The 17,366-nt window shown below is 41.6% G+C and carries 28 protein-coding genes; 2 read left to right on the top strand and 26 right to left on the bottom strand.

Translation table 11 applies throughout. The features are described from left to right. Positions 1-24: 24 nt before the first annotated feature. From rpsD to rpsJ, 26 genes are all read right to left on the bottom strand, one after another. A complete protein-coding gene (rpsD, locus tag AC27HL_RS16425) occupies positions 25-645 on the bottom strand; it encodes a 30S ribosomal protein S4 (RefSeq protein ID WP_077287458.1) in 621 nt (206 codons plus the stop codon). 21 nt (positions 646-666) lie between these two features. Then, entirely contained in the window at positions 667-1,056 is a 390-nt protein-coding gene (gene rpsK / locus AC27HL_RS16420) for a 30S ribosomal protein S11 (protein ID WP_085300443.1), read from the bottom strand. 14 nt (positions 1,057-1,070) lie between these two features. Beyond that, on the bottom strand, positions 1,071-1,427 hold the full coding sequence (rpsM, locus tag AC27HL_RS16415) for a 30S ribosomal protein S13 (protein WP_044833209.1): 357 nt from the start codon (positions 1,425-1,427) through the stop codon (positions 1,071-1,073). Positions 1,428-1,580: 153 nt separating this feature from the next. Then, complete coding sequence (gene rpmJ / locus AC27HL_RS16410; protein WP_077287462.1) at positions 1,581-1,694, bottom strand: 50S ribosomal protein L36; 114 nt, start codon at positions 1,692-1,694, stop codon at positions 1,581-1,583. Positions 1,695-1,722: 28 nt separating this feature from the next. Beyond that, positions 1,723-3,048, bottom strand: coding sequence for a preprotein translocase subunit SecY (gene secY, locus AC27HL_RS16405; RefSeq protein WP_487082132.1), 1,326 nt, complete (start codon positions 3,046-3,048; stop codon positions 1,723-1,725). A gap of 8 nt (positions 3,049-3,056) precedes the next feature. Further along, positions 3,057-3,491: a 50S ribosomal protein L15 gene (rplO, locus tag AC27HL_RS16400; RefSeq protein ID WP_487082131.1), complete on the bottom strand. Its 435-nt coding sequence runs from the start codon at positions 3,489-3,491 to the stop codon at positions 3,057-3,059. Between the two features lie 2 nt (positions 3,492-3,493). Continuing rightward, complete coding sequence (rpmD, locus tag AC27HL_RS16395) at positions 3,494-3,673, bottom strand: 50S ribosomal protein L30 (RefSeq protein WP_487082130.1); 180 nt, start codon at positions 3,671-3,673, stop codon at positions 3,494-3,496. Between the two features lie 6 nt (positions 3,674-3,679). Next, positions 3,680-4,189, bottom strand: a complete 510-nt coding sequence (rpsE, locus tag AC27HL_RS16390; protein ID WP_487082129.1) for a 30S ribosomal protein S5 — start codon at positions 4,187-4,189, stop codon at positions 3,680-3,682. A 9-nt stretch (positions 4,190-4,198) separates the two neighbouring features. Continuing rightward, complete coding sequence (rplR, locus tag AC27HL_RS16385; protein WP_487082128.1) at positions 4,199-4,552, bottom strand: 50S ribosomal protein L18; 354 nt, start codon at positions 4,550-4,552, stop codon at positions 4,199-4,201. A gap of 9 nt (positions 4,553-4,561) precedes the next feature. After that, positions 4,562-5,095, bottom strand: coding sequence for a 50S ribosomal protein L6 (rplF, locus tag AC27HL_RS16380; protein WP_487082127.1), 534 nt, complete (start codon positions 5,093-5,095; stop codon positions 4,562-4,564). A 12-nt stretch (positions 5,096-5,107) separates the two neighbouring features. Further along, positions 5,108-5,497: a 30S ribosomal protein S8 gene (gene rpsH / locus AC27HL_RS16375; protein WP_487082126.1), complete on the bottom strand. Its 390-nt coding sequence runs from the start codon at positions 5,495-5,497 to the stop codon at positions 5,108-5,110. 19 nt (positions 5,498-5,516) lie between these two features. After that, on the bottom strand, positions 5,517-5,822 hold the full coding sequence (rpsN, locus tag AC27HL_RS16370) for a 30S ribosomal protein S14 (RefSeq protein WP_487082125.1): 306 nt from the start codon (positions 5,820-5,822) through the stop codon (positions 5,517-5,519). 4 nt (positions 5,823-5,826) lie between these two features. After that, complete coding sequence (gene rplE, locus AC27HL_RS16365; RefSeq protein WP_487082124.1) at positions 5,827-6,372, bottom strand: 50S ribosomal protein L5; 546 nt, start codon at positions 6,370-6,372, stop codon at positions 5,827-5,829. Positions 6,373-6,384: 12 nt separating this feature from the next. Then, positions 6,385-6,699 (bottom strand): 50S ribosomal protein L24, encoded by a 315-nt coding sequence (gene rplX / locus AC27HL_RS16360; protein ID WP_487082123.1) that lies wholly within the window; start codon positions 6,697-6,699, stop codon positions 6,385-6,387. A 12-nt stretch (positions 6,700-6,711) separates the two neighbouring features. Beyond that, the gene (gene rplN, locus AC27HL_RS16355; RefSeq protein ID WP_077287485.1) at positions 6,712-7,080 is read right to left on the bottom strand and encodes a 50S ribosomal protein L14; all 369 of its coding nucleotides are present in this window, start codon (positions 7,078-7,080) and stop codon (positions 6,712-6,714) included. 420 nt (positions 7,081-7,500) lie between these two features. Then, positions 7,501-7,752, bottom strand: a complete 252-nt coding sequence (gene rpsQ, locus AC27HL_RS16350; RefSeq protein ID WP_487082122.1) for a 30S ribosomal protein S17 — start codon at positions 7,750-7,752, stop codon at positions 7,501-7,503. Then, on the bottom strand, positions 7,752-7,943 hold the full coding sequence (gene rpmC, locus AC27HL_RS16345) for a 50S ribosomal protein L29 (protein WP_085284009.1): 192 nt from the start codon (positions 7,941-7,943) through the stop codon (positions 7,752-7,754). Before rpmC ends, rpsQ begins: the two co-directional genes overlap by 1 nt. Further along, the gene (gene rplP, locus AC27HL_RS16340; RefSeq protein WP_085301057.1) at positions 7,943-8,356 is read right to left on the bottom strand and encodes a 50S ribosomal protein L16; all 414 of its coding nucleotides are present in this window, start codon (positions 8,354-8,356) and stop codon (positions 7,943-7,945) included. Before rplP ends, rpmC begins: the two co-directional genes overlap by 1 nt. Positions 8,357-8,367: 11 nt before the next feature. Further along, the gene (gene rpsC / locus AC27HL_RS16335) at positions 8,368-9,066 is read right to left on the bottom strand and encodes a 30S ribosomal protein S3 (RefSeq protein WP_487082121.1); all 699 of its coding nucleotides are present in this window, start codon (positions 9,064-9,066) and stop codon (positions 8,368-8,370) included. A gap of 11 nt (positions 9,067-9,077) precedes the next feature. Then, the gene (rplV, locus tag AC27HL_RS16330; RefSeq protein WP_487082120.1) at positions 9,078-9,410 is read right to left on the bottom strand and encodes a 50S ribosomal protein L22; all 333 of its coding nucleotides are present in this window, start codon (positions 9,408-9,410) and stop codon (positions 9,078-9,080) included. 10 nt (positions 9,411-9,420) lie between these two features. Further along, positions 9,421-9,696 (bottom strand): 30S ribosomal protein S19, encoded by a 276-nt coding sequence (rpsS, locus tag AC27HL_RS16325; protein ID WP_077287496.1) that lies wholly within the window; start codon positions 9,694-9,696, stop codon positions 9,421-9,423. A gap of 25 nt (positions 9,697-9,721) precedes the next feature. Further along, positions 9,722-10,546 carry a 50S ribosomal protein L2 gene (gene rplB / locus AC27HL_RS16320; RefSeq protein ID WP_085284013.1) on the bottom strand — a complete coding sequence of 275 codons (825 nt, stop codon included), beginning with the start codon at positions 10,544-10,546 and terminating at the stop codon, positions 9,722-9,724. Positions 10,547-10,558: 12 nt separating this feature from the next. Then, positions 10,559-10,861 (bottom strand): 50S ribosomal protein L23, encoded by a 303-nt coding sequence (gene rplW, locus AC27HL_RS16315; RefSeq protein ID WP_303455051.1) that lies wholly within the window; start codon positions 10,859-10,861, stop codon positions 10,559-10,561. After that, positions 10,858-11,463: a 50S ribosomal protein L4 gene (gene rplD / locus AC27HL_RS16310; protein WP_487082119.1), complete on the bottom strand. Its 606-nt coding sequence runs from the start codon at positions 11,461-11,463 to the stop codon at positions 10,858-10,860. Before rplD ends, rplW begins: the two co-directional genes overlap by 4 nt. Before the next feature lie 15 nt (positions 11,464-11,478). After that, positions 11,479-12,117, bottom strand: a complete 639-nt coding sequence (rplC, locus tag AC27HL_RS16305; RefSeq protein WP_487082118.1) for a 50S ribosomal protein L3 — start codon at positions 12,115-12,117, stop codon at positions 11,479-11,481. 13 nt (positions 12,118-12,130) lie between these two features. Beyond that, positions 12,131-12,442 carry a 30S ribosomal protein S10 gene (gene rpsJ / locus AC27HL_RS16300; RefSeq protein WP_130601364.1) on the bottom strand — a complete coding sequence of 104 codons (312 nt, stop codon included), beginning with the start codon at positions 12,440-12,442 and terminating at the stop codon, positions 12,131-12,133. A 511-nt stretch (positions 12,443-12,953) separates the two neighbouring features. On the opposite strand from rpsJ, the gene fusA reads away from it, so the two are divergent. Continuing rightward, positions 12,954-15,041, top strand: a complete 2,088-nt coding sequence (fusA, locus tag AC27HL_RS16295) for an elongation factor G (RefSeq protein WP_487082117.1) — start codon at positions 12,954-12,956, stop codon at positions 15,039-15,041. 188 nt (positions 15,042-15,229) lie between these two features. Beyond that, positions 15,230-17,233: a methyl-accepting chemotaxis protein gene (locus AC27HL_RS16290; protein ID WP_487082116.1), complete on the top strand. Its 2,004-nt coding sequence runs from the start codon at positions 15,230-15,232 to the stop codon at positions 17,231-17,233. The last annotated feature ends 133 nt before the right edge of the window (positions 17,234-17,366 follow it).

Below are 17,366 nucleotides of genomic sequence, written 5' to 3'. Positions count from 1 at the left end.
TTTGTCCTCTCTTAAAGTGCAACTTTACTTAGAGTAAAGTTCAACAATCAACTGTTCATTAATTTCGGCAGATAGGTCAGAACGATCAGGAACACGTTTGAAAACGCCTTCAAGTTTCTTGTTATCTACTTCAACCCAAACTGGCTTCTCACGTTGCTCAGCTAATTCTAAAGCAGCGATAATACGCGCTTGAGTTTTAGACTTTTCACGTACAGAAACAACATCTTCGGCTTTAACAGTGAAAGATGGAATATTAACAACAACACCGTTAACTACGATAGCTTTATGGCTAACAAGTTGGCGAGCTTCAGCACGAGTGCTTGCATAGCCCATACGGTATACTACGTTATCAAGACGTTTCTCTAAAAGTTGTAACAAGTTTTCACCTGTGTTGCCTTTTAGACGAGCCGCTTCTTTATAGTAGTTGCGGAATTGTTTTTCTAGAACGCCATAAATACGACGAACTTTTTGTTTTTCACGAAGCTGAATACCGTAGTCAGATAAACGACCGCGACGGGCGCCATGCTGACCTGGAATAGTTTCGATTTTACATTTAGTGTCAATTGCTCGTACACCGCTTTTAAGGAACAAATCTGTACCTTCGCGACGACTAAGCTTTAACTTAGGACCTAAATATCTAGCCATGTTCTTTCTCCAACTTTCCTATTAAACGCGACGTTTCTTAGGAGGACGACAACCATTATGAGGAATAGGTGTAACGTCAGTAATGTTGGTGATTTTAAAACCAGCAGCATTTAAGGCACGGATTGCAGATTCACGACCTGGACCTGGACCTTTAACGAACACTTCAATATTCTTCAAGCCAAACTCTTGTGCTGTTTTACCAGCACGATCAGCAGCAACCTGTGCAGCGAATGGAGTAGATTTACGTGAACCACGGAAACCTGAACCACCTGCAGTTGCCCAAGATAAAGCATTACCTTGACGATCTGTAAGAGTCACGATTGTGTTGTTGAAAGATGCATGGATATGAGCCATGCCATCAGCAACTTGTTTTTTTACGCGTTTACGCGTTTTAACTGGTGTTTTAGCCATTGTCTAATCCCTCGTTACTTTTTAATTGGCTTACGAGGACCTTTACGAGTGCGCGCATTAGTTTTAGTGCGTTGCCCACGTAGAGGAAGACTGCGACGATGGCGGATGCCACGAAAACAGCCAAGGTCCATAAGACGCTTGATGTTCATTGAAACTTCACGGCGTAAATCACCTTCTACGGTGTATTTATCCACTTCAGCACGAAGCAAATCAATTTGAGCTTCGTCCAATTCACTGATCTTAGTTGACTCTGCGATACCAGTAGCTGCACAAATTGCTTTCGCACGTGTAGCTCCGATGCCGTAGATCGCAGTAATGGCGATTACTGCATGCTTACGATCAGGGATGTTAATGCCAGCGATACGGGCCACTAACACATCTCCTATTCTAAATTTAAAATTTGCCGGTTGAAAAGCCCGTTAGGATACTCAACCAGCCGCTTTTTTTGCAAATCGAAGCGGCATTATACAGAGTTATCTACATAATGCCACTTCTAAAAGATTTAGCTTTCGCTTAGGTTACAATTAACCTTGACGTTGCTTATGCTTTGGCTCTTCGCAGATTACACGAACAACACCAGCACGTTTCACAACTTTACAGTTACGACAAATCTTTTTTACGGATGCACGTACTTTCATTTTATACTCCGTTACCTAATGGCAGGGTCTAACGACCGTAGCCCTTAAGGTTTGCTTTTTTAAGTACATTGTCATATTGATGAGACATCAAATGCGTTTGTACTTGTGCCATAAAGTCCATTATTACAACTACTATAATTAGTAGCGATGTTCCGCCAAAGTAAAAATTAACGTCCCATGCCATGATAATGAACTGAGGTACTAAACAGATAAAGGTAATATACATCGCACCAGCTAAGGTTAAACGAGTCATTACTTTATCGATATATTTTGACGTTTGCTCACCAGGACGGATCCCAGGAATAAACGCACCAGATTTTTTCAGGTTATCTGCTGTTTCACGCGGGTTAAAAACAAGAGCCGTGTAAAAGAAGCAGAAAAATATTATCGCTGCTGCAAGTAACATTACGTATAGAGGCTGTCCTGGAGAAATAGCAATTGATACTTCTTGTAGGAAATCAGCAACCATACCTTCACCTTGACCAAACCAGCTCGCAAGCGTGCCTGGGAATAAGATGATACTTGAGGCGAAAATTGGTGGAATAACACCTGCCATATTTACTTTCAGTGGTAAATGTGTGCTTTGCGCTGCAAAAACCTTACGGCCTTGTTGGCGCTTAGCGTAGTTAACAACAATACGTCGTTGACCACGTTCCACAAATACTACAAAGAAAGTTGTAGCAAATATAATTACGCCAATTAGCAATAATACTAATAAGTGCAATTCACCTTGACGCGCCATCTCTGCAGTTTGACCAACAGCTGATGGCATACCAGCAACAATACCAGCAAATATCAAAATAGAAATACCGTTACCAATACCACGTTCAGTAATTTGTTCACCTAACCACATTAAAAACATGGTACCAGTAACTAAACTTACTACCGCAGCAAAGTAGAATCCGAAACCTGCGTCCATCACTAGACCTGGCATCATTCCCGGTAAACTTCTTGCTATTGCAATTGATTGTACTGTTGCTAGAACTAAAGTGCCGTAGCGGGTGTATTGGCTGATTTTACGACGTCCAGCTTCACCTTCTTTCTTAAGCTCTGCCATTGCGGGGTGAACCACAGTAAGCAACTGCATAATAATTGAAGCTGAGATGTACGGCATAATACCAAGTGCCAATACAGAGGCTCGCTCAAGTGCACCACCAGAGAACATGTTAAACATTTCTACAATGGTGCCCTTTTGTTGTTCAAACAACTGAGCTAATACAGCGGCGTCAATACCAGGGATTGGCACAAATGATCCCAAACGAAACACAATAAGTGCACCGAATACAAACCACAATCTTTGTTTAAGCTCAGACAATCCGCCCTGTGCTTTATTATCCATTCCTGGTGTAGCCATAACCTGTACTATTCCTCGATTTTTCCGCCTGCCGCTTCAATAGCTGCACGAGCGCCTTTAGTAACACCTAAACCACGTACAGTAATTGGACGAGTGATTTCACCAGAAAGCATGATTTTCACTGACTCAATGTTACGTGTAATTAGGTTTGCATCTTTAAGGGCAAAGATATCGACAACATCACCTGTGATGTTGTTTAGTTCATGTAAACGTACTTCAGCGCGAACTAAAGATTTACGTGACGTGAAACCAAACTTAGGTAAACGTTGTTTCAATGGCATTTGACCACCTTCGAAACCAGGACGTACACTACCGCCAGAACGAGACTTCTGACCTTTGTGACCACGACCACCTGTTTTACCTATGCCAGAACCAATACCACGACCACAGCGTTTCTTGGCTTTCTTAGCACCTGGTGCAGGAGATAAAGTATTTAAATGCATTATTAATCCTCCACCTTAATCATATAAGATACTTGATTGATCATACCACGTACAGAAGGAGTATCTTCTAACTCAACTGTATGATTGATACGACGTAAACCAAGACCTTTTAATGTAGCTCTATGCTTCGGTAAACGACCAATAGAACTTTTGAACTGAGTTACTTTAACTGTTTTAGCCATGCTCAATTACCCCAAAATGTCTGAAACGCTTTTGCCACGTTTAGCTGCAACAGCTTCAGGCGAATGCATATTCGCTAGAGCAGAAACAGTAGCGCGAACTACGTTAATTGGGTTAGTAGAACCGTATGCTTTTGACAATACGTTCTGAACGCCTGCAACTTCAAGTACTGCACGCATCGCGCCACCGGCGATGATACCTGTACCTTCAGAAGCTGGTTGCATGTAAACTTTAGAACCAGAATGACGACCCTTGATAGGGTGTTGAAGAGTTGTACCCTTCAAGTCAACTGTTACTAAGTTACGACGCGCTTTTTCCATTGCTTTTTGGATTGCAGCAGGCACTTCACGTGCTTTACCGTAACCAAAACCAACACGACCAGCGCCATCACCAACTACGGTTAATGCTGTGAAACTGAATATACGACCACCTTTAACCACTTTTGATACACGGTTAACGGCGATTAGCTTTTCAGCCATATCACTTTGTTGTGAGTTTTCTTGATTATGATTAGCCATTATCAACCCCTAAAACTGAAGACCAGCTTCACGAGCTGCATCTGCTAACGCTTTCACGCGACCATGGTAACGGAAACCTGAGCGATCAAATGCTACAGACTCAATGCCTTTAGCTTTTGCACGTTCAGCAATTGCTTTACCTACTGCAGCTGCAGCGGCAACGTTACCTGTTTTCTCTAACTGAGCACTAACTTCTTTGTCCAAAGTAGACGCTGCTGCGATTACTTCAGAACCAGTTGGAGCGATCAATTGCGCGTAAATGTGGCGAGGAGTACGGTGAACGACTAAACGATTCGCACCCAGCTCGCTAATTTTTGCACGGGCGCGTTTAGCGCGGCGCAAACGAGATGTTTTCTTATCCATCGTATTACCCTACTTCTTCTTAGCTTCTTTACGACGTACATGCTCATCGCTATAACGAATACCTTTACCTTTATAAGGCTCTGGTTTACGGTAAGCGCGGATGTTCGCTGCTGTTTGACCAACTAACTGCTTGTCAGCGCCTTTCAGCGTGATTTCAGTTTGGCTAGGAGTTTCAACGGTAATTCCTTCAGGAATAGCGTGATCTACCGGATGTGAAAAGCCTAAAGATAAGTTTAAGTTCTTACCTGCAGCTTTAGCACGGTAACCAACACCGTTTAAAACTAATTTCTTTTCAAAACCTTTACTTACACCTTCAACCATATTATTGATTAAAGCACGTGCAGTACCGGCTTGTGCCCAAGCTTCTTTGCTTTCAGTAGCTACGTTAGTTACAAGTGAATTCTCTTCTTGAGAAACTGCAACTAGACCGTGAAGTACGTGAGAAAGCTCGCCTACTGGACCTTTAACTTTAATGTCTTGACCTGATAACGTAACAGTAACGCCAGCAGGGATTGTGACAGGTGCTTTAGCAACACGAGACATAATTCTGCTCCTTTACTCTACGAAACCAATAACTTCACCGCCAAGACCCGCATTGCGAGCGGCGCGATCAGTCATTAGACCTTTAGAAGTAGAAATAATAGCGATACCCATGCCCGCTAATACTTTAGGTAACTCTTGAGCACCTTTGTATACGCGAAGACCTGGACGAGAAACACGTTTAATTGTTTCGATTACTTCTTTACCTTCAAAATATTTCAATTCTACAGTTAGCTCTGGCTTAACACCTTCAGCAACTGAAAATTCTGAAATGTAACCTTCTTCTTTAAGCAAGTTAGCAATTGCAACTTTAACCTTTGAAGATGGCATTGTAACTGCAGTTTTAGCTGCAGATTGACCGTTGCGGATGCGTGTAAACATGTCCGCGATAGGATCAGTCATCATAACCATTTACTCCCGTGAATTACCAACTAGCTTTCTTAAGACCTGGAACTTCACCGCGCATAGTTGCTTCACGCAACTTGATTCGGCTTAAACCGAATTTACGCAAGTAACCATGTGGACGGCCAGTCACATTACAACGGTTACGTTGACGTGACGAACTTGAGTCGCGTGGTAAACTTTGAAGTTTCAATACAGCATCCCAGCGCTCTTCTTCAGAAGAATCAACACCAGAGATGATTGCTTTTAACGCAGCGCGCTTTTCAGCGTACTGTGCAACTAGTTTAGCTCTTTTTGCTTCACGAGCTTTCATTGACGATTTAGCCATAACTCTACACCTTCTTCTTAAATGGGAAGTTGAAAGCAGTCAATAATGCATGACCTTCTTCGTTGTTCTTCGCACTTGTAGTGATAGTGATATCCATACCACGGATTTTATCGATTTTATCGTAATCAATTTCCGGGAAGATGATTTGCTCACGTACGCCCATGCTGTAGTTACCACGACCATCGAATGACTTAGGGTTCAAGCCACGGAAATCGCGGATACGAGGAATTGAAATAGAGATTAAACGCTCTAAGAATTCCCACATACGTTCGCCACGTAGAGTTACTTTTGTACCAATAGGGTAGCCTTCACGAATTTTGAAGCCCGCAACTGACTTGCGTGCTACTGTCGTGACCGGCTTTTGACCTGAGATTGCAGTAAGATCATTTGTGGCGTGCTCTAATACCTTTTTATCGGCAATTGCTTCACCAACACCCATATTAAGGGTGATCTTTTCAATCCGAGGGACTTGCATGACACTTTTATAGTCAAACTTCTTTTGAAGTTCAGCTACAACTGTATCTTTGTAAAAATCATGCAGTTTCGCCATCGTTTACTCCAATTAAATTAATTCGTTATTAGATTTGAAGAAACGAACTTTTTTGCCGTCTTCAACTCTAAAACCAACACGATCTGCTTTCCCAGTAGCTGGGTTAACAATCGCAACGTTGGAAACATGTAAAGGTGCTTCTTTCTCAACAATGCCACCAGGCTGCTGTAACTGAGGTACAGGTTTTTGGTGTTTCTTGATTAAGTTGATACCTTCAACAAATACTTTGCTGTCTTCAACAAGAACTTTAGTAACTTTACCAGTTTTGCCCTTGTCTTTGCCTGCAAGTACGATTACTTCATCATCACGACGAATCTTAGATGCCATTATCGTGACTCCTTATAGTACTTCTGGTGCTAATGATACGATCTTCATAAATTTCTCATTACGAAGTTCACGTGTCACAGGCCCGAAAATACGAGTACCAATTGGTTGTAAGTTAGCATTTAACATTACAGCCGCGTTTTCGTCAAAACGGATAGTTGAACCATCTGTACGACGAACACCTTTCTTTGTGCGCACCACTACCGCAGTTAAAACATCACCTTTTTTTACCTTGCCGCGAGGATTTGCTTCCTTCACTGCAATTTTGATGATATCGCCAATGCGTGCGTAGCGACGGTGCGAGCCACCAAGAACCTTTATACATTGTACACGACGAGCGCCACTGTTATCAGCCACGTTCAATTGTGATTGCATTTGGATCATTTAATATTGCTCCGCTAATTATCTTTTACACATATAAAAAGATAGAAATTTAAGGCCAAAAATTCGACCCGTCACTGCCTTTTTCCACCCGCTCACAACGAACGGGCGCGAGATTATAACACCAGTTATCTAAAAGTGGTACTTTATTTAGCTAAAAAATAACCACTGGCGTATTTCAGTGTCTTTATCCTTCAATAAAGAGGTAACAAAAGTACACTTTCAGTAAGTGGAATAATATAGATAAGGATAAAATTTAGAAATTCAATAGCTGTAGAATTTATGATTTGCAGTATTAGAATAAATATAGGGAAGTAGCATTATGGCAAAAGTTTAACTGTGCGCTAGCTTTATATCTTAAACAAAAAGGCCCTGCCATAGCAGAGCCTTTTCAAAGTACTTATTGTGAAATAGAGTCAGCGATTAAGCTTTTTCTACAACGTCAACTAAAGTCCAAGATTTGCTCTTAGAAATAGGTGCACATTCACGAATAGTTACTAAATCACCCGCTGTACATTGGTTTGTTTCATCATGCGCTTTCAACTTAGTTGAGCGCGTCATGAACTTACCGTAGATTGGGTGCTTAACACGACGTTCGATCAGGACAGTGATAGACTTATCCATTTTGTCACTGATAACGCGACCTTGTAGTGTACGAATTTTTGCTTCGCTCATTACTTACCTGCCTTTTCAGTTATGATAGTCTTAACACGCGCGATATTACGGCGTACTTGTTTTAGCAAATGAGTTTGTGCTAATTGGCCAGTGCTTGCTTGCATGCGATAGTTAAACTGTTCGCGTAGCAATTCAAGCAATTCAGCGTTTAGCTCTTCAATGCTTTTTTCTTTCAATTCGCTTGCTTTCATTACATCACCGTTCTAGTTACGAAAGTTGTTTTGAAAGGAAGTTTAGCTGCTGCTAAAGCAAATGCTTCGCGTGCTAATTCTTCCGAAACACCTTCCATTTCATAAAGAACACGACCAGGAAGAATTTGGCATACCCAATATTCCACTGAACCTTTACCTTTACCCATACGAACCTCAAGAGGCTTCTTAGTAATTGGCTTATCAGGGAATACACGGATCCAGATTTTACCTTGACGCTTCACGTGACGAGTCATTGCTCGACGAGCCGCTTCAATTTGACGCGCAGTCATACGACCACGTTCCATTGATTTTAACCCGAAAGTACCGAAGCTAACTGAGCTACCAGTGTGTGCAAGACCACGGTTACGCAGTTTAAATTGCTTACGGAATTTAGTACGTTTTGGTTGTAACATTACTTATTCCTCTACTTACTGGTCTTACGGTTAGATTTTCTTTTAGGCTTAGCTGCTGGTTGCTCAGCTTGCAATGGCATTTTACCAATTACTTCACCTTTAAAGATCCATACTTTGATACCGATAACACCGTAAGTGGTATCAGCACGTGCGATTGAGTAATCAATGTCAGCACGTAAAGTGTGTAATGGAACACGACCTTCACGGTACCATTCAGAACGTGCAATATCTGCACCGCCTAAACGACCACTAACTTCAACTTTGATACCCTTAGCACCTAAACGCATTGCGTTTTGTACTGCACGTTTCATTGCACGACGGAACATTACACGACGTTCTAATTGACTAGCGATGCTGTCAGCAACAAGCTGCGAATCCATTTCTGGCTTACGAACTTCAGCGATGTTGATTTGAGCAGGAACACCAGCAATTTTAGAAACCGCTAAACGTAATTTTTCTACGTCTTCGCCTTTCTTACCGATTACAACACCTGGACGAGCCGTGTGAATTGTAACGCGGATAGATTTAGCTGGACGCTCAATTACGATTTTTGATAATGATGCACGCTTAAGCTTTTCAGATAAGTATTCACGAACCAAATGGTCACCGTGTAAGTTATCTGCGAAATCTTTGCTACTTGCAAACCAAGTAGACGCGAAAGGTTTCGTGATACCTAAGCGAATACCATTTGGATGGACTTTTTGACCCATTCTAATATCTCCTAGCTATCAGATACAATCACAGTAATGTGACTTGTACGCTTAAGGATACGATCCGCGCGACCTTTCGCACGAGGCTTAATACGTTTCATTGTTGGACCATCGTCAACCATAATAGTTTTAACGAATAACTCATCAATGTCTGCACCTTCATTATGTTCTGCGTTAGCAATAGCTGAATCAAGTACTTTTTTAACTAAAACAGCAGCAGATTTGTTGCTGAAAGTTAAAATTTCAAGTGCTTTTTCAACGTGCTCGCCACGGATTTGATCCGCAACTAAACGTGCTTTTTGCGCTGAACCGCGGGCAAATTTATGTTTAGCAATAGCTTCCATCTAATTTCCCCTATCTCTTCGCTTTCTTATCCGCGACATGGCCACGGTAAGTGCGAGTTGGTGCAAATTCACCTAATTTGTGACCGATCATTTCATCAGTTACAAATACAGGTACGTGTTGACGGCCATTATGGACGGCAATGGTCAATCCGATCATATTAGGTATGATCATTGAACGACGGGACCAAGTTTTAATTGGCTTTTTATTCCCGCTTTCCACCGCTGTCTCTACCTTCGTCAACAAGTGTAGGTCAATAAATGGACCTTTCTTGAGAGAACGTGGCATGGTGATTCCTCTTTAATTAAAAGTACTATTTAGTACGACGACGTACGATAAACTTATCGGTACGCTTGTTCTTACGAGTCTTGTAACCCTTAGTTGGTACACCCCAAGGTGATACCGGGTGACGACCGCCTGATGTTTTACCTTCACCACCACCGTGTGGGTGATCAACTGGGTTCATGGCAACACCACGAACAGTTGGGCGAACACCGCGCCAGCGTGAAGCACCTGCTTTACCTAAAGAGCGAAGCATGTGTTCAGCATTGCCGATTTCACCTAAAGTAGCACGACAATCTGACTCAATTTTACGCATCTCGCCGCTGCGAAGACGTAAAGTGACATAAGCACCGTCTTTCGCTACTAACTGAGCATAAGTACCAGCGGCACGTGCAATTTGAGCACCTTTACCTGGCTTAAGTTCGATTGCGTGAACAACACTACCTAATGGTGTGTTGCGAAGTGGTAAAGTGTTACCCGCTTTAATAGGAGCATCTACACCAGACTGGATTGAATCACCAGCTTTTAAGCCTTTAGGGGCTAAGATGTAACGACGTTCACCATCTGCGTAAAGTACAAGTGCAATGTTTGCACTACGGTTTGGATCATATTCCAAACGCTCAACTTTTGCAGGGATACCATCTTTAGTGCGCTTAAAGTCGATCATGCGGTAATGGTGCTTGTGACCACCACCAACGTGACGAACTGTAATACGACCTGTATTGTTACGACCACCAGACTTAGACTTAGTGTCTAATAATGGTGCGTAAGGCTTACCTTTATGCAACTCCGCGTTAACCACCTTAACAACGTGGCGACGACCCGGAGAAGTAGGTTTACATTTAACAATAGCCATTTTCGTAAACTCCTATGATTCCGCGCCGACGAAGTCGATGTCGCTGCCTTCAGCAAGAGTAACGTATGCTTTTTTCCAATCGCTTCTGCGACCAAAACGAGCACCAGTACGTTTTGTCTTACCTTTAACATTTAATGTGCGAACACCTTCAACTGAAACTTCGAAAAGTTTCTCAACAGCTGCTTTGATTTCAGCTTTAGTAGCAGTAGTAGCAACTTTGAAAACAACTGTGTTGTTTGCTTCAGCAGCCATAGTGCTTTTCTCAGAAATGTTCGGTGCTAAAAGCACTTTTAACAAACGTTCTTCGCTTATCATCCTAACATCTCCTCAAGTTGTTTAACTGCAGTAGCAGTCATCAAAACTTTTTCGAAACCAACCAAGCTAACTGGGTCAATACCGTCTACGTCACGAACGTCAACTTTGTATAAGTTACGTGCTGATAAGAACAAGTTCTCATCAACTTCTGGAGTAACGATTAATACGTCTTTTAACTCCAAACCGTTTAGTTTAGCTACTAACTCTTTAGTTTTTGGTGTTTCAACTGCAAAATTTTCTACCACAACCAAGCGTTCTTGACGAACTAACTCAGAAAGGATGCTTTTAATCGCACCACGGTACATTTTACGGTTAACTTTTTGGCTGTGATCTTGTGGCTTAGCAGCGAATGTTACGCCACCAGTACGCCAGATTGGACCACGAGTAGTACCAGCACGAGCACGGCCAGTACCTTTTTGACGCCATGGTTTTGCGCCACCGCCGCTAACTTCTGAACGAGTCTTTTGAGCACGAGTACCAGCACGAGCACCAGCTGCATAAGCAACTACTACTTGGTGTACAAGAGCTTCATTAAACTCAAGTCCAAAAGTTGTTTCAGAAACTTCAAGAGCGCCTGAAGCGTCTTTTAATGCTAATTCCATCACAAATCTCCTGGACTAGGCTTTAACAGCTGGTTTGATGATTACGTTGCCGTTGATAGCACCTGGAACCGCACCTTTAATAAGGAGCAAGTTACGCTCTGCGTCAACACGAACCAATTCAAGGTTTTGCGTAGTAACTTTCGCAGCACCCATATGACCAGACATTTTTTTGCCTTTGAAAACACGACCTGGTGTTTGACACTGGCCGATTGAACCGTTTGAACGGTGAGAGATAGAGTTACCGTGAGTAGCATCTTGCATGCTGAAATTCCAGCGCTTAATACCACCTTGGAAACCTTTACCTTTCGAAGTACCGGTTACGTCTACTAATTTAGTGTCGTTGAATAACTCAACAGTGATTTCACTGCCAGTTTCAAGACCTTCACCTTCGTTTTCGTTTAAGCGGAATTCCCACAGGCCACGACCTGCTTCGATACCAGCCTTAGCGAAATGTCCGGCAGTTGGCTTGTTTATACGATTAGCTTTCTTGCTACCCGTAGTAACTTGAAGCGCTGAATAACCATCATTGTCAACAGTTTTAACCTGAGCAATACGGTTCGCTTCAACTTCTAGGACGGTTACAGGAGTAGATACACCATCTTCAGAGAAGATGCGAGTCATACCCACTTTACGTCCAACTAGACCTATAGTCATGTTAAAACTCCTATTAACCCAAGCTGATTTGAACGTCAACACCAGCTGCTAAGTCTAAACGCATTAATGCATCTACAGTCTTTTCAGTTGGTTCTACGATATCAATCATGCGTTTGTGCGTACGAATTTCGTACTGATCACGTGCATCTTTGTTAACGTGTGGAGAAATCAGAACTGTGAAACGTTCCTTGCGAGTAGGAAGTGGAATTGGACCACGAACCTGTGCGCCAGTACGTTTAGCAGTATCAACGATTTCAGCTGTTGATTGATCAATCAAACGATGATCGAACGCTTTCAAACGAATGCGAATTCTTTGATTTGTCATGAAACAAATCCCCATTTTAAAGAACAACAAAATACTGCCCATCACCTTTTTTATGTAAAAGGGGGGAGTATCGCTATAACATTCAACTCCAAATCGGAGCTGCTGTGTGTTAACTACTACTTAAAAAAGTAATACATTAACTAATAAAACACGAAGAGCCGAGCTCGACGTGGAGGCGTATTATACAGAGACAGATGATAATTTCAACCATTATCTGTTCTTCGCTTTAATTGAGGCTTTACTTTCATAATACTAGGCTTTATCACAACCAATAATCTTTGCAGTTGTTCTGCTTATTATATAGGAAAAAGAGCAAGCGTAAATTTGCTGATGTAAAATTCAACATCAAGTTGACTATATTGTTCAATTTTCTCTCGCTATCTTAGGATATTTTGTAAACTTCAATAATTTTTATGTCGATTTGATAAAAGTAATGGTATACTCCCGCGCAAATTTTCATCAATTCCGCGCTATTTGCGGGGTTTAGTCACACATTATATAGAGTAAAGTAATGGCAGATTTATCAAAATACAGAAATATTGGTATTTTCGCTCACGTTGATGCGGGTAAAACCACAACAACTGAACGTATCCTTAAATTAACTGGTATGATCCATAAGATTGGTGAAGTACATGACGGTGAGTCAACAACTGACTTCATGGAACAAGAAGCTGAGCGTGGTATTACTATCCAGTCTGCTGCTGTTACTTGTGAGTGGAAAAAACACCGTTTTAACGTAATTGACACTCCTGGTCACGTTGACTTCACAGTTGAAGTTTACCGTTCATTAAAAGTACTTGATGGCGGCATCGGTGTATTCTGTGGTTCTGGTGGTGTTGAGCCACAGTCAGAAACTAACTGGCGCTATGCTAACGAATCTAAAGTAGCTCGTTTAATTTTTGTAAACAAGCTTGACCGTTTAGGTGCTAACTTCTTCCGCGTTAAAGACCAAGTTCAAAACGTACTAGGTGCTAACCCACTTGTTATGACTTTACCAATTGGTGAAGAAGATGATTTCGTTGGTGTTGTAGACGTATTATCTCAAAAAGCATATATCTGGGATGATTCAGGTCAACCTGAGAACTACAAAGTTGAAGATATTCCAGCTGACATGGTTGAGCAAGCAGCTGAATACCGTGAGCAACTAATTGAAACTGCATTAGAAGCTGACGAAGATCTATTAATGGAATACCTTGAAGGTGAACTTGACCCAACAGAAGAGCAAATCAAAGCGTGTATCCGTAAAGGTACTAACGAATTGTTATTCTTCCCAACTTACTGTGGTTCAGCGTTCAAGAACAAAGGTATGCAACTTCTTCTTGATGCTGTTGTTGACTACTTACCTTCTCCAACTGAAGTACCTCCTCAGCCGTTAACTGACGAAGAAGGTGAGCCTACTGGTGAATTCGCTATCGTTAATGCAGAAGAACCTTTCCGCGCCTTAGCATTCAAAATTATGGATGACCGTTTCGGTGCCCTTACATTCGTGCGTGTATACTCAGGTACTTTGAACAAAGGTGATACTGTACTTAACTCATTCACAGGTAAAACTGAACGTATCGGCCGTATGGTTGAGATGCAAGCTGAAGACCGTACTGAACTTACTTCAGCACAAGCGGGTGATATTCTTGCAATCGTTGGTATGAAGAATGTTCAAACAGGTCATACTTTATGTTCTGTTAAAGAACCATGTACGCTTGAAGCTATGGTATTCCCTGAGCCGGTAATCTCGATTGCTGTTGCACCTAAAGATAAAGGTGGCTCTGAGAAAATGGGTATCGCAATCGGTAAAATGGTTGCTGAAGATCCAACGTTTAAAGTTGAAACTGACCAAGACTCAGGTGAAACCATCCTTAAAGGTATGGGTGAGCTTCACTTAGATATCAAAGTAGATATCCTTAAGCGTACTTACGGTGTTGACCTAGTAGTTGGTAAACCACAAGTGGCATACCGTGAAACAATCACGCAAGAGATCGAAGATAGCTATACACACAAGAAACAATCTGGTGGTTCTGGTCAATTCGGTAAGATTGATTACCGCATCAAGCCAGGCGAGCAAAACTCAGGCTTTACTTTCACATCATCAGTTGTTGGTGGTAACGTACCTAAAGAATTCTTCCCAGCAATCGAGAAGGGTTTCAAGAGTATGATGGAAGAAGGTCCTGTTGCTGGCTTCCCTGTACTAGATGTTGAAGTTGAATTATTCGATGGTGGTTTCCACGCAGTCGATTCATCGGCAGTAGCTTTCGAAATTGCAGCAAAAGGTGCATTCCGTCAATCTATGCCTAAGGCTGGTGCACAATTACTTGAACCAGTAATGAAAGTAGACGTATTTACTCCTGAAGATCACGTTGGTGATGTTATCGGTGACCTTAACCGTCGTCGTGGTATGATTAAAGACCAAGAAGCTGGCACTACCGGTGTTCGCATCAAGGCTGACGTTCCACTTTCAGAAATGTTTGGCTACATTGGTCACTTACGTACAATGACTTCAGGTCGTGGTCAATTCTCTATGGAATTCAGCCACTACGCTGCAGCACCTCAAAACGTTGCTGAAACAGTAATTGCTGAAGTTAAAGAGCGTAACGAGAAAAAATAATAATTCTTGCTAATTATTATTAAAAGGATGCTTCGGCATCCTTTTTTTTGCCTAAAATACAGTCAACATCAACCGTACATTTTCTAGCCATAAAACAATTCACGTGGTAGAGTTTCTAAGCACAATTTAAATCAGTAATATAAATTGTGACCCATATATAATAATTATAATAATAGGCTCTAATCAAGATGTTCAAATTTATACACCGCTCTATTATGCGTCAGCTGGTCATTACAATTTCAAGTACCGTAGCTGTTTTGCTGATAGTGACCTCATATTTCATATTATCAAATATTAGTGATAGCACCCGTAAAGAGCTAATTAGCGATATTGAGAACATTGTCACCTTACAATCGACAAAAGTGAAAGAGTTTTTCGTCGCCAAAGGGCAAATTAATCACAGTGTCTTTTCAAGCCCACAGGTAATTGATTGGTTTAGCCAATATCAAAATAGGCTTAGTGATATTAGTAGCAATCAATCATATCAAGATGTAACTCGTTATTTTAAATACTTTTCAACTCAAGATCCGGCAATAAAAAGTGTTTTTTTTGGTAGTGCGAATACCTATGAGTACTTTGATTTAAATGGTCGTTACGATGATGCAACTTATTTTACGAATAAACGCCCTTGGTGGGAAAATGGTATAAGCAAAGGAAAAATGTATGTTACAGAGCCTGCTGTCGATAATAATGACGGTTCAGTATCTGCAACGATCACCTCGCCTTATTATCTGCCTAATGGCAAATTACTCGGCATCGGCGGTATGGATATTCTGATCAGCACCATTGGTGAAGATTTATTATCAAATATCAAATACAAAGGTGAAGGTGACGCTTTCTTGATCACTGATACTGGCAAATTAGTATTTTTCCCAGGTTTTAATAATACCTTTAAGCCCGGCAGTTCGATGCAAAGTATAGAAAATGAATTTACCGATACGAGTGGCTTCGACAAATTGCAAATGACCCTTGCACAACAAGCAAATGGCAGTGCTATGGTCACTTGGCAGGGAGAAAAGTATCAAGTTATTTTTAATGAAGTTAAAAGTGATTACCCTATGATGAACTGGAAACTTGGTTTTCTAGTTCCCGAGCGCCTCATTACCGAACCTGTACGGAACGCATTCTGGTCGTCTAGCATTATCGTTATCGCCATAATCATCATGATATCTTTAGTGGTATGGTTAACAGTCCTGCCTTTTGTAAAACGCATAACCCGTTTACAGAATGCAATGAAAGATATTGCTGAAGGGGATGGAGACCTTACCCAAAGAATAGCCCCTTTGAAAAACGACGAAATAGGCCAGCTCGTTGATGAATTCAATATATTTGTCGACTCTATTCAAGAGTTAGTACAAAAGACTGTTGCTATTACGAAAGATGTTACTTCTTCGTCCGAAGCAACAGAAGTGATCAGTCGCAATACGGCCAGCATTGTAGAGTCACAAAAACGTGAAATAGATTTAGTAGCGGCTGCTGCGACTCAATTGGCACAAACCAGCGTAGAAATATCAAGTAATACCAATCAATCAAAAGAGCTAGTTTCTAGCGCCGAAGAAAAAGTGTCATTGGGTTCTAATGTGGTTGAGCAAGCAACATCAGGTATGCAAAAACTATCTGATAATGTCGATAATGCCTCGAATGTCGTCCAGCAACTAAAAGCTGGCACACAAAGTATCGGCGATGTAGTTACTGTGATCCGTAGTATTGCAGAACAAACTAACCTACTGGCCTTGAACGCAGCGATAGAGGCAGCTCGAGCTGGTGAACAAGGACGAGGTTTTGCTGTCGTTGCCGATGAAGTACGTACTTTGGCATCTCGTACACAAGAGTCTACAGCTAATATTGAGGGAATTATAGATGAACTACAAACAACAGCAGCCAATGCAGTGCAAGTGATGGAGGCGAGTTGTACTGAGGCGGAAAACAGCGTTCAACTAACGGAACAGGTTCAACAGGTGCTATCTGATATCGCCGAAGTTATTAATCAGTTTCAAAGTCAAACATTCGAGATTGCTAATGCGGTAGAACAGCAAGCGACGGTTGCCGACGATGTTTCAAAAAACATTGAAAATGTCAGGTCTCTTACTGACGACACCGTTGCAGCATCTAGTACCATGCGCAACAGTCTTGCTGGCTTATCTAATCAGTCAAATTCTCTCTCTACGGTTGTCAATCAATTTAGTGTTTAGGAATGGCAGCTAAGCAATAGTTTCAACGTCTAAAGGTCACTTCTTCGTGGCCTTTTTTCTACTATACGTGTTTAAAAAAACGCCCTTCGAAATGACATTGTTCAAGTATCTGAAAAACAAAAAAGGCCGCTTG

The sequence above is a fragment of the Colwellia aquaemaris genome (genome assembly GCF_057548755.1).
This window is presented reverse-complemented; position numbering and strand designations above follow the sequence as displayed.

Bases quoted from the DNA above. Each gene is read 5' to 3' on its own strand.
- rpsD (WP_077287458.1), bottom strand. From the start codon at position 645: ATGGCTAGATATTTAGGTCCTAAGTTAAAGCTTAGTCGTCGCGAAGGT.
- rpsK (WP_085300443.1), bottom strand. From the start codon at position 1,056: ATGGCTAAAACACCAGTTAAAACGCGTAAACGCGTAAAAAAACAAGTT.
- rpmJ (WP_077287462.1), bottom strand. From the start codon at position 1,694: ATGAAAGTACGTGCATCCGTAAAAAAGATTTGTCGTAACTGTAAAGTT.
- secY (WP_487082132.1), bottom strand. From the start codon at position 3,048: ATGGCTACACCAGGAATGGATAATAAAGCACAGGGCGGATTGTCTGAG.
- rplO (WP_487082131.1), bottom strand. From the start codon at position 3,491: ATGCATTTAAATACTTTATCTCCTGCACCAGGTGCTAAGAAAGCCAAG.
- rpmD (WP_487082130.1), bottom strand. From the start codon at position 3,673: ATGGCTAAAACAGTTAAAGTAACTCAGTTCAAAAGTTCTATTGGTCGT.
- rpsE (WP_487082129.1), bottom strand. From the start codon at position 4,189: ATGGCTAATCATAATCAAGAAAACTCACAACAAAGTGATATGGCTGAA.
- rplR (WP_487082128.1), bottom strand. From the start codon at position 4,552: ATGGATAAGAAAACATCTCGTTTGCGCCGCGCTAAACGCGCCCGTGCA.
- rplF (WP_487082127.1), bottom strand. From the start codon at position 5,095: ATGTCTCGTGTTGCTAAAGCACCTGTCACAATCCCTGCTGGCGTTACT.
- rpsH (WP_487082126.1), bottom strand. From the start codon at position 5,497: ATGATGACTGATCCTATCGCGGACATGTTTACACGCATCCGCAACGGT.
- rpsN (WP_487082125.1), bottom strand. From the start codon at position 5,822: ATGGCTAAATCGTCAATGAAAGCTCGTGAAGCAAAAAGAGCTAAACTA.
- rplE (WP_487082124.1), bottom strand. From the start codon at position 6,372: ATGGCGAAACTGCATGATTTTTACAAAGATACAGTTGTAGCTGAACTT.
- rplX (WP_487082123.1), bottom strand. From the start codon at position 6,699: ATGGCATCTAAGATTCGTCGTGATGATGAAGTAATCGTACTTGCAGGC.
- rplN (WP_077287485.1), bottom strand. From the start codon at position 7,080: ATGATCCAAATGCAATCACAATTGAACGTGGCTGATAACAGTGGCGCT.
- rpsQ (WP_487082122.1), bottom strand. From the start codon at position 7,752: ATGAGCGAAGCAAAAATTCGTACACTACAAGGTCGCGTTATCAGTGAC.
- rpmC (WP_085284009.1), bottom strand. From the start codon at position 7,943: ATGAAAGCAAGCGAATTGAAAGAAAAAAGCATTGAAGAGCTAAACGCT.
- rplP (WP_085301057.1), bottom strand. From the start codon at position 8,356: ATGTTACAACCAAAACGTACTAAATTCCGTAAGCAATTTAAACTGCGT.
- rpsC (WP_487082121.1), bottom strand. From the start codon at position 9,066: ATGGGTCAAAAAGTCCATCCAAATGGTATTCGCTTAGGTATCACGAAA.
- rplV (WP_487082120.1), bottom strand. From the start codon at position 9,410: ATGGAAGCTATTGCTAAACATAAATTTGCCCGCGGTTCAGCGCAAAAA.
- rpsS (WP_077287496.1), bottom strand. From the start codon at position 9,696: ATGCCACGTTCTCTCAAGAAAGGTCCATTTATTGACCTACACTTGTTG.
- rplB (WP_085284013.1), bottom strand. From the start codon at position 10,546: ATGGCTATTGTTAAATGTAAACCTACTTCTCCGGGTCGTCGCCACGTT.
- rplW (WP_303455051.1), bottom strand. From the start codon at position 10,861: ATGATAAGCGAAGAACGTTTGTTAAAAGTGCTTTTAGCACCGAACATT.
- rplD (WP_487082119.1), bottom strand. From the start codon at position 11,463: ATGGAATTAGCATTAAAAGACGCTTCAGGCGCTCTTGAAGTTTCTGAA.
- rplC (WP_487082118.1), bottom strand. From the start codon at position 12,117: ATGACTATAGGTCTAGTTGGACGTAAAGTGGGTATGACTCGCATCTTC.
- rpsJ (WP_130601364.1), bottom strand. From the start codon at position 12,442: ATGACAAATCAAAGAATTCGCATTCGTTTGAAAGCGTTCGATCATCGT.
- fusA (WP_487082117.1), top strand. From the start codon at position 12,954: ATGGCAGATTTATCAAAATACAGAAATATTGGTATTTTCGCTCACGTT.
- AC27HL_RS16290 (WP_487082116.1), top strand. From the start codon at position 15,230: ATGTTCAAATTTATACACCGCTCTATTATGCGTCAGCTGGTCATTACA.